This is a genomic window from Streptomyces sp. NPDC041200 (assembly GCF_055591805.1).
In genome coordinates, this window is sequence record NZ_JBVIZF010000012.1 from 142,145 (window position 1) to 157,852 (window position 15,708).

The following is a 15,708-nucleotide window of genomic DNA, read 5'->3' on the forward strand; positions in this document are numbered from 1 at the left end:
CCCTGCCCCGGTCCCGGGCCCTGCCCCGGTCCCGGGCGTACGACGGGCTGCGTGCCTATGTGCTGATCGTCGGCATGTGGGTGCGGTCCACGATGACGTACCGCACCTCGTTCCTGATCATGACGTTCGGGAACTTCGCCGTGAGCGCGCTGGACTTCGCCGCGATCGCGCTGATGTTCTCGCACGTCGACACCCTCGGCGGCTTCACCCTCGCCGAGGTCGCCTTCCTGTACGGCACGTCCAGTACCGCCTTCGGGCTGGCCGACCTGGTGCTCGGCAGCATGGAGCGGGTCGGGCGCCGCGTCCGCGACGGCACGCTGGACACCCTGCTGGTGCGGCCGGTGCCGATCCTCGCCCAGGTCGCCGCCGACCGCTTCGCGCTCCGCCGCCTGGGCCGGATCACCCAGGGCGGGCTGTTGCTCGGCTGGTCGCTGACCCGGCTGGACATCGGCTGGACGGCCGACCGGGTGCTGCTGGTGCCGCTGATGCTGCTGAGCGGGGCGGTGATCTTCGGGGCGGTGTTCGTGCTGGGCGGCGCCTTCCAGTTCTGGGCCAAGGACGCCTCCGAGGTGCAGAACTCGTTCACGTACGGCGGGACGACGATGCTCCAGTACCCGCCGACGGTCTTCGCCGAGGAGCTGCTGCGCGGGGTCACGTTCGTCCTCCCGCTGGCCTTCGTCAACTGGCTGCCCGCGCTGTACGTCCTGGGCCGCCCGAACCCGCTGGGGCTGCCGGGCTGGATCGGCTTCGCCGCGCCGCTGGTCGCGTGCGGCTGCGCGGCGATCGCGGGGCTGGCCTGGCGGGCGGGGCTGCGGGCGTATCAGAGCACGGGGAGCTGAGAGGGGAGCGCCATGAGCGGGACGGATGGCTTCGGTGAAGAGGGCTTCGGCGAAGACGACTTCATCGAACTCGACGGCATCGAGAAGGTGTTCGAGGTGCGGCGCCGGGCCGGGCTGCTGCGCCGGGAGCGGCGCGAGGTGCGCGCGGTGGACGGCATCAGCTTCCGGGTGCCGCGCGGCGAGATGGTCGGCTACATCGGCCCGAACGGCGCCGGGAAGTCCACCACGATCAAGATGCTGACCGGGATCCTGGTGCCCAGCGGCGGCCGCCTGCGGGTCGCCGGGATCGACCCCTCGCGGGAGCGGACGCGCCTCGCGCGCCGTATCGGGGTGGTCTTCGGGCAGCGGACCACCCTGTGGTGGGACCTGCCGCTGCGCGACTCGTACGCGCTGGTGCGGCGGATGTACCGGATTCCCGACGACCGCTTCCGGCGGAACCTCGACCGCTGCGTCGAACTGCTGGACCTCGGCGCCCTGCTGGACGTGCCGGTCCGTCAGCTCTCGCTCGGCCAGCGGATGCGCGGCGACATCGCGGCCGCCCTGCTGCACGACCCCGAGGTGCTGTACCTGGACGAGCCGACGATCGGGCTTGACGTGATCAGCAAGGCGAAGGTGCGGGGCTTCCTGCGCGAGGTGAACGCGGAGCAGGGCACCACCGTGCTGCTGACCACTCATGATCTGACCGATATCGAACAGTTGTGCAAGCGGGTGATGGTCATCGACCACGGTCGTCTGGTCTACGACGGCGGGCTGGGCGGACTGCACGCGGTGGGCGGCAGCGAACGCACCCTGGTCGTGGACCTGGAGCGGGAGCTGCCGCCGATCGACGTCCCCGGCGCGCGGACCGTGCGGGTCGAGGGGCCGCGGCAGTGGCTGGCGTTCCCGGCCGCCGCCAGCGCGGCACCCCTGGTCGCGGCGGTGGCGGACGGATATCCGCTGGTGGACCTGTCGGTGCGGGAACCGGAGATCGAGGACGTCATCGCCCGCATGCTGTTCCCCGGCGAGGGTGCGGAGACGGACCCGGCCGGGGAGGCCGCGCGTGGGGCGGTCAGGTCGGTCGGTCCGCATTAGTCTGTCCGTATGACAATTGAGGGATCTCCTCAGGGTGCGGCCCCCGACCTTCCGGGCGGGTCCCATATGCGTGCCTCCGACGCCGAGCGCGAGCGCGTCGCCGAGGTGCTGAGGGACGCCGTCGCCGAAGGCCGCCTGGACATGGAGGAGTTCGAGGAGCGGCTGGACGCGGCCTACAAGGCGCGCACCCACGCCCAGTTGGAGCCGCTGATCCGGGACCTCCCGGCGTCCGGTGCGGCGGCCGTCCCCGCCCCGCTGTCCGCTGACGCCACGGCTCCCGCCGGCCGGGACGGCTGGGCCGGGCGGATCGGCGGCGCCCCGACGTCGCGGATGGCGATCGCGATCATGGGCGGCTTCGGGCGCAAGGGCACCTGGACCGCGCCCCGCAATTTCACCGCCTTCACCCTCATGGGCGGCGGCGAGATCGATCTGCGCGAGGCCCGCTTCGAGGACCGCGAGATCGTGATCCGCTGCTTCGCGTTCATGGGCGGCGTGCAGGTCATCGTGCCGCCGGACCTGGAGACGCATGTCAGCGGCATCGGCATCATGGGCGGCTTCGACCACAGCGGGACGGCCGACGGCGACCCCACCGGCCCACGGGTGACCATCACGGGCCTGGCGATCTTCGGCGGGGTCAGCGTCGAGCGCAAGCTCCGCAAGGAGGACCACAAGCGGCTCAAGGCGGAGCGCCGCCGGGAGAAGGAGGCGCACCGCGATGAGCTGCGCGCCGAGCGCCGTGCGCGCCGTGCGGAGCTGGAGGACCAGCGGGCCGAGCGCCGGGCCCGCAGGCACGACCTCGGCCACTAGGCCGTACTGGCCCCCGGGTCCTCACAGCTCGGCGGCCGCGCTCCCCCGGAGGTAGTCGAGGGGGAGCGCGTGCGCCATCGCCCGGTAGCCCTCGTCGCTCGGGTGCAGATGGTCGCCCGAGTCGTACGCCGGGCGCAGCCGCAGCGGGCTGGCCGGGTCGCGGAGCGCCTTGTCGAAGTCCACGACCTCGTCGAAGACCTTCCCGGACCGGATCTCGGCGTTGACCCGCTCGCGCACGGAGTCCAGCAGCGGGGTGTAGCCGCGGTGCCCGTAGAACGGCGACAGGGTGGCCCCTATGACCCGCAGGCCCCGGGCGTGCGCCTGCTCGGTCAGCCGTCGCAGCCCGTCCACGATCTTGTTCGGGTCGGTCTGATGGGGGATCCGCAGGATGTCGTTGACGCCCAGCTCGATGATCACGGCCTTGACGTTCGTACGGTCCAGCACGTCACGGGTGAAGCGGGAGAGCCCGCTGGGGTTGTTCGGCGGGAACTGGGTGCCGTCGCTCAGCACCCGGTTGCCGCTGATGCCCTGGTTGAGGACGCCGAGGCGGGGTGCCCCCGGCTCGGTGCGCAGCCGCTCGGAGAGGACGTCGGTCCACCGGCGGTTGGCCCCGGCGGTGGAGGTGATGCCGTCGGTGATCGAGTCGCCGAGCACCGCGACCGCGCCCTGCGACTCCTTGGACCACACGTCCACGCCGCTCAGATAGCGCCAGAACGGGGTCTGTTCGGTGTACGCGGCGCCCGCCGTGTCCTCCGTACGGTCGCCGCGCGCCAGGTACGAGGTCTGGCGGGCGTGCGGATGGTACGTCACCGAGCCCGACGCCTGCGGGGCGTAGGTGGTGATCAGCAGGTCGGCGGCGGCCGGGATGTTCATGCGCACCGGGTCGCTGGTGGTGGCCTGGCCGGGCGGGATGGTCACCCAGGAGCGGTTGTCGAAGGTGAGCCGCCGCATGGTGTCGGCCGCGGCCGTCGGGTTGCTGGGGGCGGCCGCCAGCGCCAGCGAGGCATGCGTGATCGTCAGCGGGTGGGCGCTGTACAGGTTGGAGAGCTGGATGCGGGCGCCGGTGCCGCCGATGCTGGTGTGGATGACGTTCCGCAGGGACATGCCGGAGAGGCCGCGGAGCGTGTTCGGCTCCGCCGCCGCGGCGGACGCCGACCAGGTGCCCACCCAGGACCCCGACGAGGCCGGGGCCGCGGAGTTACGGGTACCCTGCGCGGACTCGTTCACATTCCGGTCCCGGCCGCCCACGCCGACGAATATCGCGGTCGAGACGAGGACCACCACAGCCGCCAGCGCAGCGAACACGGCGTAGGCCGTGCGTCTGGGCATAGGGGGCACACTCATGGGCGGAGGTCTCCTCGGGCAGCCGGAGCCCGAGGCTCCGAAAGTGAACGGGAACGGCGAGCGACGGTGCTTCGCCGATGCGGTCCGGTCGGTCCTCCATGATCCCATGTCCGGACAGAGGTCCGCCTGTCGGCCTGCCCCCGGTTGGACGGGGTCGCTCCCCCAGACAGACGACGGGAACTCGCCGTTCGTTCCACTCAGAGAGCGAGTGAGACAGGAACGAGACAATGCAGAGGGGACGGCTCGACCGGGTGGAGCGTATGAACCGGACAACGACGGACGAAACAGGGCCGACGCCGCCCGGCGCGAGAGCGGCGGCCGGTGGGGTCGTCGCGTTCGCCGACACCCCGCTCGACGAGGAGCGGCGGCGCGGTGTGCGCCGGATGAAGACGATCGCCACGGGCATGCTGCTCGCCGTCGCGCTGGTGTACGTGCTCGCCAAGTGGGCGCAGAACTCCGGCGCCGGGGGCTGGGCCGGGTATGTGGCCGCGGCCGCCGAGGCGGGCATGGTCGGCGCGCTGGCCGACTGGTTCGCCGTCACCGCCCTGTTCCGGCGGCCGATGGGGCTGCCCATCCCGCACACCGCGATCATCCCGACGAAGAAGGACCAGCTCGGGGCGACCCTGGGCGACTTCGTCGGCGAGAACTTCCTGTCCGGCGATGTCGTACGGCTGCGGCTGCGCGCCGTCGGCATCGGCAGCCGCCTCGGTACCTGGCTGGCCGAACCCGAGCACGCCGACCGGGTGACGGCCGAGTTGGCCACCGCGCTGCGCGGCGCGCTCACCGTGCTGCGCGACGCCGACGTGCAGGCGGTGGTGGGCGAGGCCATCACACGGCGCGCGGACGCCCAGGAGGTGGCGCCGGGGCTCGGCAAGCTGCTGGAGCGGATCGTCGCGGACGGCGGCCACCGACGGGCCGTCGACCTGGTGTGCGTCCACGCCCACGACTGGCTGGTCGAGCACAACGAGTCGGTGATGGGCGCGGTGACCGGCGGCGCGCCCGGCTGGACGCCGCGGTTCGTGGACCGCAAGGTCGGCGAGCGGGTCTACCGCGAACTGCTGCGGTTCGTCCGGGAGATGCGCGACATGCCGGACCATCCGGCGCGCGGCGCCGTGGACCGCTTCCTGTCCGACTTCGCCGGGGACCTCCAGTCGGACACCGAGACCCGCGCCCGGGTCGAGCGGCTCAAGGGCGAGGTGCTGGGCCGCGGCGAGGTGCAGGACCTGATCGCTTCCACCTGGGCCTCGGTGCGGTCGATGATCGTCGCGGCGGCCGAGGACGAGCGCAGCGAGCTGCGGCTCCGGGCCCGCGCGGCGATCCTGTCGCTGGGCACGCGGATGGTGACGGACGCTCGGATGCGGGGCAAGATCGACGGCTGGCTGGAGGACGCGGCCGTCTATGTGGTGACGACCTATCGGAACGAGATCACCTCGCTGATCAGCGAGACGGTCGCGGGCTGGGACGCGGAGCACACCTCCCGGAAGATCGAGGCTCATATCGGCCGCGATCTGCAGTTCATCCGGATCAACGGCACGGTGGTGGGCGCGCTCGCGGGGCTGGTCATCTACACCGTCTCGCGGGCGCTGGGCGGCGGGTAGCGGGAAGGCCCGGGGCGCGCGTCTCTGGCAGGTGCGCGCCGCAGGGCCTATGGTGCCCCTCCCAGTGGCCTGGGTGGGGAGGTCGGTGTGCGAGTCGGTGTGCGGCGGCGGTTGGTGGCCCGGGTGCTGTGGACCGGCGGCGAGTTCGCGGTCACGATCGGGCTCGTCGTGCTGCTGCTGGTCGCCCATCAGCTGTGGTGGACCAACCGGGAGGCACGGCAGGGCGCGAAGCGCCAAGTGGCGGAGCTGGAGCGGCGGTGGGGCGCCGAGGAGCCCACGGTCACGCCCCCGTCCGGGGGAGCGGACGCGGACGGTACGGAGGCCGGGGGGTCGGAATCCGGCGGTACGGAGTCCGGGGGTTCGGGCGCCGCGCCTCGTAGGAACGACGGCGAGGTGACCGTGACCGTGCGCGACGGGACCCCGCGCCGCGACCAGACGTACGCGGTGCTCCGCATCCCCCGCATCGGGCTCACGGCCCCCGTCGCCGAGGGCATCAGCAAGTCCAAGGTGCTCAACCGGGGGTACGTGGGCCACTACCCGGGAACCGCCCAGCCGGGCCAGCTGGGCAACGTCGGGCTCGCGGGCCACCGCAATACGCACGGCGAACCGTTCCGCCACCTCGATGAGCTGCGCCCCGGGGACCGGGTGAGCGTGGAGACCTACCACGCCCGCTATACGTACGTCGTCGAGCGCACCCTGCCGCGCACCTCGCCCTCCGACGGCACGGTGATCGCGAAGGTGCCGTACAGCTCGGCCCATCCGCGCTACCGCTTCACCGAACCCGGCTCCTACCTCACGCTGACCACCTGCACCCCCGAATACACCTCCCGCTACCGGCTGGTGGTGTGGGCCCGGCTGACGATGGCCGCGCCGCGCGTTGTCGGAGGTGCCCCTTAGACTTGGGTCTGGCCGAGTGGAGAGGGGGAGAGCCGGATGACCCATCGCGTCGAGACGCTGCGCGTGCACCTGGGCGTGCTCCTCTTCCTGCTGACCGGCACCCTGCTCACCCAGACCGGGCTGATCAGCGCCGTCGCCCTCGCCGCCACCACCGCTGCCACCGCCGCCGTCGCGGCCGCGCTGCTGACCTGCGCGGTGCTCGCCGCCCGGGCCCGGGTGCCCGCGCCCCCGGGGCGCGTACGCACCGCGATACGGGACCGGGAGCGCCGCACCGCGTTCCTGCCGCAGCGGGACCCCGATGCCGCGGGCCGCCCCAGGCCCCGGGCGCCCGGCCGTCGCCTTCCGACGACCGCGTAGGCGCACGCACCCGCAGCATCCCCGCAGTACCCCGCCGCGCCCACGCGGCTCGTCACGCCGATCCGTATTTCTTCGGTCATCCGGCCCATGACGAGACCCGTGGAGGGCTCCCATGTCTGTTTTCGCATCCCTCGGTACCCTGCTGACCACCCTGGCCGACCGGCTCGATCCGCTGTTCGGCGCCTCGGCGACGGCCGCCGCGATCGTCCTGTTCACCCTGTGCGTCCGGGCCGCGCTCCATCCGCTCGCCCGGGCGGCGGCGCGCGGTGAGAAGGCCCGTGCCGCGCTGGCGCCGAAGATCACCGAGCTGAGCCGCAAGCACAAGAACGATCCCGAGCGGCTGCGCCGCGCGGTGGCCGACCTGCAGACGAAGGAGGGCGCGTCCCCGCTGGCGGGCTGTCTGCCGACCCTGATCCAGCTCCCGGTCTTCTTCGTCATGTACCACGTGTTCTCCACCGGCAGCGGCGCCGGAGACCTGCTCGACCACACGCTGGCCGGTGCGCCGCTCGACGGCCGCTGGAGCGGGGCGCTCGTCGGTCAGCAGGGGCTGGTGTACCTCGGCCTGTTCGCGCTGATCGCGGCCGTCGCGACCTGGACGTATCTGCGCGCCCGCAAGACGGCCCGCGACGCGGCCCCCGCGGCGGCGGTCCCCGGCGCGTCCGGGCTGGCGCGGGTGCTGCCGCTGCTCTCGTTCGGCACCCTCGTCACCGCCGCCGTGGTGCCGCTCGCCGCCGCGCTCTACCTCGCGACCACCACCACCTGGACCGCGGTGGAGCGGGCCCTGCTGCTCCGCGGACGGTGAGCGGGAAAAGCAGACAGCGAGGGGCGGGTCCAGTCCGTGAACGAGGTCTTGCGGGCTGGAAGGGGCTCATGGAGGATCGAGCGGCCAGAGGCCATGGAGTTGCCCCTGCCCACCGTCCTGAGCCCAGGGAGTTGTGAGGATGAAGCTGCTGCGCGTCGGACCGGCCGGGGCGGAACGCCCGGCCCTCCTCGACCAGAACGGCACCCTCCGCGACCTGTCCGGCCTGGTCCCGGACATCGACGGGGCCCTGCTCGCCGACGAGGCGGCGCTCGCCCGCATCCGCGCGGCGGCTGCGGCCGAGGGCGCCGACGCGCTGCCGGTGATCCAGGACGGCGGCGTACGGGTCGGCCCGCCGCTGGGCCGTATCGGCAAGATCGTGTGCATCGGGCTGAACTACCACGATCACGCGGCCGAGACCGGTGCCCCGCTCCCGGAGGAGCCGATCGTCTTCATGAAGGCGCCCGACACGGTCATCGGCCCCGATGACACGGTGCTGGTCCCGCGCGGCAGTCTGAAGACGGACTGGGAGGTGGAGCTGGCCATCGTCATCGGCCGCACCGCCCGCTACCTCGACTCCGACGAGGCCGCCCTCGCCGCGGTCGCGGGCTACGCGGTCGCGCACGACGTCTCCGAGCGCGCCTTCCAGATCGAGCGCGGCGGCCAGTGGGACAAGGGCAAGAACTGCGAGACGTTCAACCCGCTGGGCCCCTGGCTGGTCACCGCCGATGAGGTCCCGGACCCGCAGGCCCTCGGCCTGCGGCTGTGGGTCAACGGTGAGATCAAGCAGAACGGCACGACGGCCGAGCAGATCTTCGGCGTCGCCGAGGTGGTCCGCTACCTCAGCCAGTTCATGACCCTCTACCCGGGCGACGTCATCAACACCGGCACCCCGGCGGGCGTCGCCATGGGCCGCCCCGAGCCCAAGCCGTACCTGCGGGCCGGGGACGTGGTGGAGCTGGAGATCGACGGACTGGGCCGCCAGCGCCAGGAGTTCAAGGACGCCTGACGCCGGGGGCCGCCGCCCGCTACTTCGACGAAGACGAAGAGGGCGTGGGCACCTTGGTCTTGGCGCTCGGCGTCGAGCCGTACGCCTTGAAGAAGCGGTCGCGGAAGCTGTTCATCTTCCACACCGGGGTGTCCGCGCGGGGCATCAGGCCGTCCGCCCACTTCCAGTCGGCGATCCGGTCCAGCACCTTCGGGTCACGGGCGACGATCGAGACCGGCACGTCCCGGCTCGCGTTGTTGCCGCTGACCCGGGCCAGCGGCTGGTGGTCGCCGAGGAAGACGAGCACGGTGTCCTTGTTGCCGTACTTGATCACGTAGTCGATGAGGCTGTTCACCGAGTACTGGACGGACTTGCCGTACTCCTGCTTCACCTGGGTGGAGTCGGTGAACACGTCCTCGGGCCGCTTGCCCGCCTTCTCGATGTCCTTGTAGACCGAGCCGTTCCCGACCTTGCTCCACGGGATGGTCTTCGGGATGGGCGCCCAGGGCTGGTGGCTGGAGGTCAGGATGTTCAGCGACATGAGCGGCTTGTCGTGCTTCTTGCCGTGCTCCAGCTGCTCGAACGCCTTCAGCGCGTACTGATCCGGCATGGTCGACCAGCTGAACTTCGGCCCTTTGTAGCCCAGTTCGCGCGAGTCGTAGACGTGGTCGAGGCCGTAGAACGTGCCCTCCGGCCAGCTCTTCTGGACGCCCGGCATGATGCCGACCGTCCGCCAGGCGCCGGTGCGCTGGAAGGCGCGGGGGATGGACAGGTGGTCGCCCGCGGTGACGGTGCGGTAGCGGTTCTGGTTGTCGATCCACAGCCCGGTCAGGAAGGTGGAGTGGCCCAGCCAGCTGTTGCCGCCGTACGTCGCCGAGGTGAGCCAGCCGCTCTTGGCGGCGTATCCGGCCTTGTCCAGCCGCTCGGTCGCCTTGGTGAGCGTCGCGTCGACGCCGGGCGCGATCGCCGGGTCCTCGATCGCGCTGCGGCCGTAGCTCTCGATGAAGGTGAAGATCATGTCCTTGCCGCGCAGCCCGGTCAGCAGCTGGTCGCCCGGGGTGTCGCCGTACGTGTCGAAGGCGGCGATCTTCTTGAACTCCTCCTCGTCCTTGATGGTCTTCTCCACCCGCTCGGCCCGGTCCTGGACCAGCTCGGACGTGCTCCGGGAGGCCACCGGCAGCCCCGCGACCTGCGCGCCGACCGACGCGCAGGCGACCCAGACGGTCCCGGCCACGAGGGTGGTGCGGGTCGCCACGACGCTGTTGCGGGCCATGACGTTGCCGATGCGGAGCACCGCGAGCGCCATGAGGGTGAGCACGGCGAGGACGAGCACCGCGACCCCGACCACGGCGGCCGCCGCGGCCGTCTGGCCGACCGAGTCCTCCAGGTACGCCTGGGCGTCGTCGAACAGGATCCAGTCGAGCACCACGTTGAAGCCGCGGCCCAGGAACTCGTTGAAGCCCATGTCGAGCATGTTCAGGATGGCCAGCGCGCCCAGGAACAGCCCCGCCAGCACCGCGACCACCCGTCGCGCGACGGTCGGCAGGAGCAGCAGCAGACCGGCCCCGAAGATCAGCTCCACCGGGATGCGGGCGAAGTGCTCGGTGGTGAGGAGCTCCAGCTTCTGCGGCAGCAGCAGCGCGACGAAGACCAGCGCGAGGGACAGCCCGGTGACCGTCCACGACAGGGCGCGCGCCGCGACGGGATACCGGCCCCGCCAGCCGCCGCGCCCGCCGCTCACGGCCCGCTCCGGGACCTCGTCGTCGGTGCCGTCACCGGGGGTGGCGGCGCCGAGCAGCTCGGCGGGTGGGTCGTCGTCGGGGGCGGTGGCCTTGTCGTCAGCGGCTGTGTCGTCGGGGGCTTTGGCCTCAGCCTCGTCGTCGGCGTTGTCCTCGCCGTCGTCATCACCGTCGGCGTCGTTCTTGGTGTCGTCCTCGCCCTTGGGGTCGCCGGGGTCTCTGCCCTGGCTCTCGGCGGCGGCGTCCGGCTTCCGCTCCGGCGAGCGGTCCTCCGGGGTTTCGCCCTCCTTCGGGGCAGCCTTGTCGGCGTCGTCCTTGTCCGGCAGCTGACGCATCCCGAAGGTCCTTCCGTGCGGGGCCCGGTGGTGGCACGGCGGACCAGGCTCGGGGGTCAAGGGCCGCCGTCACCCCGTACGGTCCGGCGGCCGGAAGTGTTCAACGACCAGCGGGTCCGCTGTACGCGTGGACCACGGCGAGCCGTCCGTCCGCGGTGTGCCAGTCGGCGGTCATGGCCCTGACGAAGCGCCACCCGGCGCGCTCGTACAGCCCGATGGCCGCCGTGGCGCCCGAGTCGACCTCCAGTACGGGCCGCAGCCCGTCCGCCTCCGCCGACCGGGCCGCGTGCCCGAGCAGTTCGGCGGCGAGCCCGCGGCGGCGTGCCGTGGTGCTGACGAACAGTCTGGCGATCGCGGCGAGCCCTTCGGCCGGTGCGCCGATGGCGTCCGCGAGGGCGGGATCGGTCCGGGTGAGCGTCACGTGGCCGAGTACGGCGGGGCCTTCGGCCGCGACCCAGGCGCCGAGCATGGCGTCCGGGGTCAGCCAGCCCTCCGGATCGTCGGGCCAGTGGACCGGGTAGCGGTCGGCCCGCTGGACGGTCGCGAGCGCGCTGACGCAGGCCGCCAGGTCCTGGTCGGTGCGGGGACGTATCTCAGAGGCGGGCACCGCAGGATCATGGCACGGCGCGGTCGACGGTGCGCAGGGTTATCAGGGCCCCGGCGAGGAAGGCCAGCCCCGCGACGGCCAGCGCCGTACGCAGCCCGGCAACCGCACCCCCACCGGCCAGGGCGCCGAGCAGGGCGACGCCGATGACGCCGCCGGTCTGGCGGGCCGCGTTGATCACGCCGGAGGCGAGCCCGGCCCGCTCCCCGGGCACGCCCTCGGTGACGGCCGTCGTCACGGCGGGCATGGTGAACGACATCCCGAAGCCGGTGGCCATCAGCGGGAGTACCAGCAGCGCATACGGAACGTGCGCGACCGCCGCGGTGAGCCCGAGCAGCCCCGCTCCGCCCGTGACCAGGCCGATGAGCAGGGTGGGCCGCGGGCTGCCGGCCCGGGCGGTGAAGCGCCCGGACAGCCATGAACCGGCAACCGCCACGCCCATCTGCGGCAGCAGCGCGAGCCCGGCGAGCAGCGCGGAGTAGTGCAGGGTCTGCTGGAAGGAGAGGTTGAGGACGAACAGTTCGCCGTAGAAGCCGAGGTTGATCAGCAGCCCGACCGCCGTACCCCCGGCGAAGGTGGCGTTGCGGAACAGCCCGAGCGGCAGCATCGGCGCGCGTACCGCCCGTTCGACGGCGAGGAACGCGGCACCCGCCAGGACGAACACCAGCGCACCGCCCGCCACCAGCGCGTTCACCCCGGAGCGGCCGCCCTCGATCATGGTGAGGGCCAGCGCGGTCAGCGCGACTACGCCGGTGATCTGCCCGGCGGGGTCCAGCCCCTGGCCGGTCCGCGCGCGCGGCGCGGGTACGTACCGTGCGGTCAGCGCCATCGCGGCCAGCCCGATGGGCACGTTGACGAAGAGCACCCACCGCCAGCCGACCGCCGCCACCAGCACGCCGCCGAGGATCGGACCGCCCGCCGCGGCCACCCCGGCGATACCGCCCCACACCCCGACCGCGCGGGCGCGCGCCGTCCGGTCGGTGTACGCGGCCCGCAGCAGCGCCAGCGAGGCCGGTACCGAGAGCGCCGCTCCCGCTCCCTGCGCCACCCGCGCGAGCACCAGGACCCGTACGTCGGGGGCCAGCCCGCAGCCGAGCGACGCCGCCACGAACACCGCGAGCCCGGCCTGGAACACCCGCCGGGCGCCGAAGCGGTCCGCGAGCGCCCCGCCGGACAGCAGCCCGGCCGCCAGCACCAGCAGATAGCCGTCGACCACCCACTGGAGCCCGTTCACGCCCGCCCGCAGATCGGTCCGCAGGGCGGGCAGGGCGACGTTCACGATCGTGCTGTCCAGGATGACCATGAAGTAGCCCGTGCACACCGCGACCAGCGCGCACGACAGAACGGCCGGGGTACCGGTTGCCGGGGTACGGGTTTTCGTCGCCATGCACGTCACCGTAGGCGCGGAAAACTTCGGTGCCCGGCGAAGCGATGGCGCGGCGATGTAGCAGCGACGCCGCGCGATGACGCAGGTCAGGCCCCGATCGCGAGGAACCGTTCCAGGGCCTCCACCACCAGCGCGTGGTCCTCCGCCTGCGGCAGACCGGAGACGGCGACCGTGCCGATGACGCCCGTGCCCGTCACATGGAGCGGGAAGGCGCCGCCGTGCGCGGCGTAGCGGTCGGGGTCGAGCCGGGAGGACTCCTCGAAGGTCGTGCCCTTCGCCCGGAAGCGGGTGCCGACGAGATAGGAGGAGGCGGCGTACCGGTCGACGACCCGGCACTTGCGCTCCAGCCAGGCGTCGTTGTCCGCCGTGGTGCCGGACAGGGCGCGGTGAAAGAGGCGCTGGCCGTTGCGTCGTATGCCGATGGTCACGGCCGCGTCGCGCGCCCCGGCCATGTCGGCGATCAGGCAGCCGAGGCGCCAGGCGTCGTCGTTACTGAGGGACGGCAGGCGCAGCCGGCGCTCCTGCTCCTCCAACCGGGCGACGAGGTCCGCGAGATCGGACGCGGGGGTGCTCACGCGGCGCCTCCGAGGTGGACCGTACGGCCTTCCGTAGCCGACACCCGGGCCGCCTCCAGCACCCGCAGCGCCGCCGCCGCCTCGGCCGCGGTGACCGGGGGCGGGGTGCCGTCGCGGAGGGCGGTCGCGATGGCGGCGTAGTACGCGGGGTAGTCGCCGGGGACGGTGGGGACGGGCCGTCCGCCGCCGGTCAGCGGCGATTCGCCCGCGCCGAGACGGCCCCACGCGGACTCGGGCTCGGCGCCCCACGCCCCGGATTCGGCCGGGCGCAGCCCTTCGCGGAGGGCCGCTTCCTGCGGGTCCAGGCCGTACTTCACGTAGCCCGCCTCGCTGCCCAGCACCCGGAAGCGCGGGCCGAGCTGGGCGGTGATCGCGCTCATCCACAGCTGCGAGCGGACGCCGTTCGCATGGGTGATGGCGATGAACGTGTCGTCGTCGGCCTGCGCCCCGGTACGGCGTACGTCGACCTCGGCGTAGACGGAGGCGGCCGGGCCGAAGAGGGTGAGCGCCTGGTCGACCACGTGGCTGCCCAGGTCGTACAGCAGCCCGCCGATCTCGGCCGGGTCGCCGGACTCCCGCCAGCCGCCCTTGAGCTGCGGCCGCCACCGCTCGAACCGCGACTCGAAGCGCAGCACCTCGCCGAGCGCGCCGTCGGCGAGCAGCGAGCGCAGGGTGAGGAAGTCGTTGTCCCAGCGGCGGTTCTGGAAGACGCTCAGCAGGAGCCCGCGCGCCTCGGCGAGCGCGGCCAGCTCCTCCGCCTCGGCGGCGGTCGCGGCCAGCGGCTTGTCCACGACGACGGGCAGCCCGGCCTGGAGCGCGGCGCGTGCGAGCGGGACGTGGGTGCGGTTGGGGGAGGCGATGACGATCAAGTCCAGCTCACCGGCGCGGGCCCACAGCTCGTCGGCGGACGCGGCGATCCGCACGCCCGGGTGCTCGTCGCGGGCCTGCTGCTGCCGCTCGGGGCTGGCGGTGACGACGGTGTCGAGGGCGAGGCCTTCGGCGGCGGCGATCAGGGGGGCGTGGAAGACGGAGCCCGCGAGGCCGTAACCGATCAGTCCGGCCCGGAGCGTGCTCTTGTCCCTGCCGCGCTCATCCGTGCTGCTGTCATCCCTGCTATTGGCATCCATGCCGCCACTTTGACAACAGTGTTGCTAAAGCGCAAGCGATGACCACAATGGGGGTGTGAACAGCACGATGTCGGGGGCGGCCGGGCCCGGAGCCAATCTGTCCGCCCTGCGCAGCCACAACGCCGCCCTCGTCCTGCGCCTGCTGCGCGACGCGGGTGAGGACGGCGTCAGCAGGCTGGAACTGGCCGAACGCACCGGACTCACCCCGCAGGCCGTCAGCAAGATCACCGCCCGGCTGCGGGCCGAGGGCCTGGCGGCCGAGGCGGGCCGCCGCGCCTCGACCGGCGGCAAGCCGCGCACCGTGCTCCGCCTGGTCCCGGACGCCCGCCACGCGATCGGCCTCCACCTGGACCGCGACGAGCTGACGGCGGTCCTGGTCGACCTCGCGGGCACGCCGGTGGCCTTCCGTACGGCACGCTTCGACTTCGGCGCCGAGGCGGACCGGGCGCTGACGGCGGCGGCGTCGGAGGTCGGGGCGCTGATCGCCGATACGGCGGCGAACGGGCTGCTCGGGGTGGGCGTCGCCGCGCCCGGCCCGCTCGACCACGGCTCCGGCGTACTGCACCGGGTCACCGGCTTCCCGCAGTGGGACGGGCTCCCGCTGCGCGACGCGCTCGCCCGGCGGCTCGGCCTGCCCGTCGTCCTCGACAAGGACACCAACGCCGCCGCCCTCGGCCTCGCGGCCCCGGCCGTCCCCGTCGATTCGTTCGCGTATCTGCACCTCGGCACCGGCCTCGGCGCCGGGCTCGTGCTCGACGGCGGCGTGTACCGGGGAGCGCGGACGGACGCGGGGGAGTTCGGGCACCAGGTGGTCCAGCTCGACGGACCGCGCTGCGGCTGCGGCAACTACGGTTGCCTCGAAGCCCTGTGCCTGGCCGCCGTGGCTCGCGGCGCACAGACGCAGGCGGCCCGGCTGCTCGGTGTCGGCGCCGCCAACCTCGTACGGCTCCTCGACATCGACCGGGTGCTCCTCGGCGGCCGGATCGTGCTGGCCGCGCCCGAGTCTTATGTACGCGGCGTGGCCGCCGTGCTCGCCGAGGACGCCGCCCGCACCAACCGCTCCACGGTCCCCGTCGATGTCGTACGCGGCGGGGCGCGGGCGGTGGTCGAGGGGGCGGCCCAGCTCGTCCTCGCCCCGCTCTTCGCATTGGGCTGATCGAGGGTTTGTTGACGGCCAGTCGGGGTCAATCGGCCGCCCCGGCGGTGTGTCGGCGTGCGCACGCGGAATGTGGCGGAGTGCT

General features: G+C 73.0%; 15 protein-coding genes. 9 read left to right on the forward strand and 6 right to left on the reverse strand.

The window, feature by feature from the left end; all coding sequences use genetic code 11:
• The first annotated feature begins 74 nt into the window (after positions 1-74).
• From ACZ6CL_RS25370 to ACZ6CL_RS25380, 3 genes are read left to right on the forward strand one after another with little or no spacing between them, the layout of a single operon-like run.
• A complete protein-coding gene (locus ACZ6CL_RS25370; protein ID WP_468939323.1) occupies positions 75-839 on the forward strand; it encodes an ABC transporter permease in 765 nt (254 codons plus the stop codon).
• A 12-nt stretch (positions 840-851) separates the two neighbouring features.
• The gene (locus tag ACZ6CL_RS25375) at positions 852-1,910 is read left to right on the forward strand and encodes an ABC transporter ATP-binding protein (RefSeq protein WP_468939086.1); all 1,059 of its coding nucleotides are present in this window, start codon (positions 852-854) and stop codon (positions 1,908-1,910) included.
• A gap of 9 nt (positions 1,911-1,919) precedes the next feature.
• Entirely contained in the window at positions 1,920-2,717 is a 798-nt protein-coding gene (locus tag ACZ6CL_RS25380; RefSeq protein ID WP_468939089.1) for a DUF1707 SHOCT-like domain-containing protein, read from the forward strand.
• A 21-nt stretch (positions 2,718-2,738) separates the two neighbouring features.
• On the opposite strand, the gene ACZ6CL_RS25385 is transcribed toward ACZ6CL_RS25380, so the two are convergent.
• Positions 2,739-4,046: an SGNH/GDSL hydrolase family protein gene (locus ACZ6CL_RS25385; RefSeq protein ID WP_468939091.1), complete on the reverse strand. Its 1,308-nt coding sequence runs from the start codon at positions 4,044-4,046 to the stop codon at positions 2,739-2,741.
• A 275-nt stretch (positions 4,047-4,321) separates the two neighbouring features.
• Here ACZ6CL_RS25385 and ACZ6CL_RS25390 point away from each other — a divergent pair, with 275 nt between their 5' ends.
• The 5 genes from ACZ6CL_RS25390 to ACZ6CL_RS25410 all read left to right on the forward strand — a co-directional run bounded on the left by ACZ6CL_RS25390 (position 4,322) and on the right by ACZ6CL_RS25410 (position 8,721).
• Positions 4,322-5,659, forward strand: a complete 1,338-nt coding sequence (locus ACZ6CL_RS25390; protein ID WP_468939093.1) for a DUF445 domain-containing protein — start codon at positions 4,322-4,324, stop codon at positions 5,657-5,659.
• A gap of 87 nt (positions 5,660-5,746) precedes the next feature.
• Positions 5,747-6,556 carry a class E sortase gene (locus ACZ6CL_RS25395; protein ID WP_468939096.1) on the forward strand — a complete coding sequence of 270 codons (810 nt, stop codon included), beginning with the start codon at positions 5,747-5,749 and terminating at the stop codon, positions 6,554-6,556.
• Positions 6,557-6,592: 36 nt separating this feature from the next.
• The gene (locus ACZ6CL_RS25400; protein WP_468939098.1) at positions 6,593-6,913 is read left to right on the forward strand and encodes a DUF6412 domain-containing protein; all 321 of its coding nucleotides are present in this window, start codon (positions 6,593-6,595) and stop codon (positions 6,911-6,913) included.
• 112 nt (positions 6,914-7,025) lie between these two features.
• Entirely contained in the window at positions 7,026-7,715 is a 690-nt protein-coding gene (locus tag ACZ6CL_RS25405) for a YidC/Oxa1 family membrane protein insertase (RefSeq protein ID WP_468939101.1), read from the forward strand.
• A 139-nt stretch (positions 7,716-7,854) separates the two neighbouring features.
• Positions 7,855-8,721, forward strand: a complete 867-nt coding sequence (locus ACZ6CL_RS25410; RefSeq protein ID WP_468939104.1) for a fumarylacetoacetate hydrolase family protein — start codon at positions 7,855-7,857, stop codon at positions 8,719-8,721.
• Between the two features lie 19 nt (positions 8,722-8,740).
• Here the strand turns inward: ACZ6CL_RS25410 and ACZ6CL_RS25415 are convergent, their stop codons facing one another.
• The 5 genes from ACZ6CL_RS25415 to ACZ6CL_RS25435 form a co-directional block, all read right to left on the reverse strand.
• Positions 8,741-10,774: a sulfatase-like hydrolase/transferase gene (locus ACZ6CL_RS25415; protein WP_468939107.1), complete on the reverse strand. Its 2,034-nt coding sequence runs from the start codon at positions 10,772-10,774 to the stop codon at positions 8,741-8,743.
• Between the two features lie 100 nt (positions 10,775-10,874).
• A complete protein-coding gene (locus ACZ6CL_RS25420) occupies positions 10,875-11,381 on the reverse strand; it encodes a GNAT family N-acetyltransferase (RefSeq protein ID WP_468939110.1) in 507 nt (168 codons plus the stop codon).
• A gap of 7 nt (positions 11,382-11,388) precedes the next feature.
• A complete protein-coding gene (locus ACZ6CL_RS25425; RefSeq protein ID WP_468939112.1) occupies positions 11,389-12,765 on the reverse strand; it encodes a DHA2 family efflux MFS transporter permease subunit in 1,377 nt (458 codons plus the stop codon).
• 86 nt (positions 12,766-12,851) lie between these two features.
• Positions 12,852-13,340, reverse strand: coding sequence for a heme-degrading domain-containing protein (locus ACZ6CL_RS25430; protein WP_468939115.1), 489 nt, complete (start codon positions 13,338-13,340; stop codon positions 12,852-12,854).
• On the reverse strand, positions 13,337-14,467 hold the full coding sequence (locus ACZ6CL_RS25435; RefSeq protein ID WP_468939118.1) for a Gfo/Idh/MocA family oxidoreductase: 1,131 nt from the start codon (positions 14,465-14,467) through the stop codon (positions 13,337-13,339). The genes ACZ6CL_RS25430 and ACZ6CL_RS25435 overlap by 4 nt, the downstream gene beginning before the upstream one ends.
• A gap of 67 nt (positions 14,468-14,534) precedes the next feature.
• Here ACZ6CL_RS25435 and ACZ6CL_RS25440 point away from each other — a divergent pair, with 67 nt between their 5' ends.
• Positions 14,535-15,623 (forward strand): ROK family transcriptional regulator, encoded by a 1,089-nt coding sequence (locus ACZ6CL_RS25440; RefSeq protein WP_468939324.1) that lies wholly within the window; start codon positions 14,535-14,537, stop codon positions 15,621-15,623.
• The last annotated feature ends 85 nt before the right edge of the window (positions 15,624-15,708 follow it).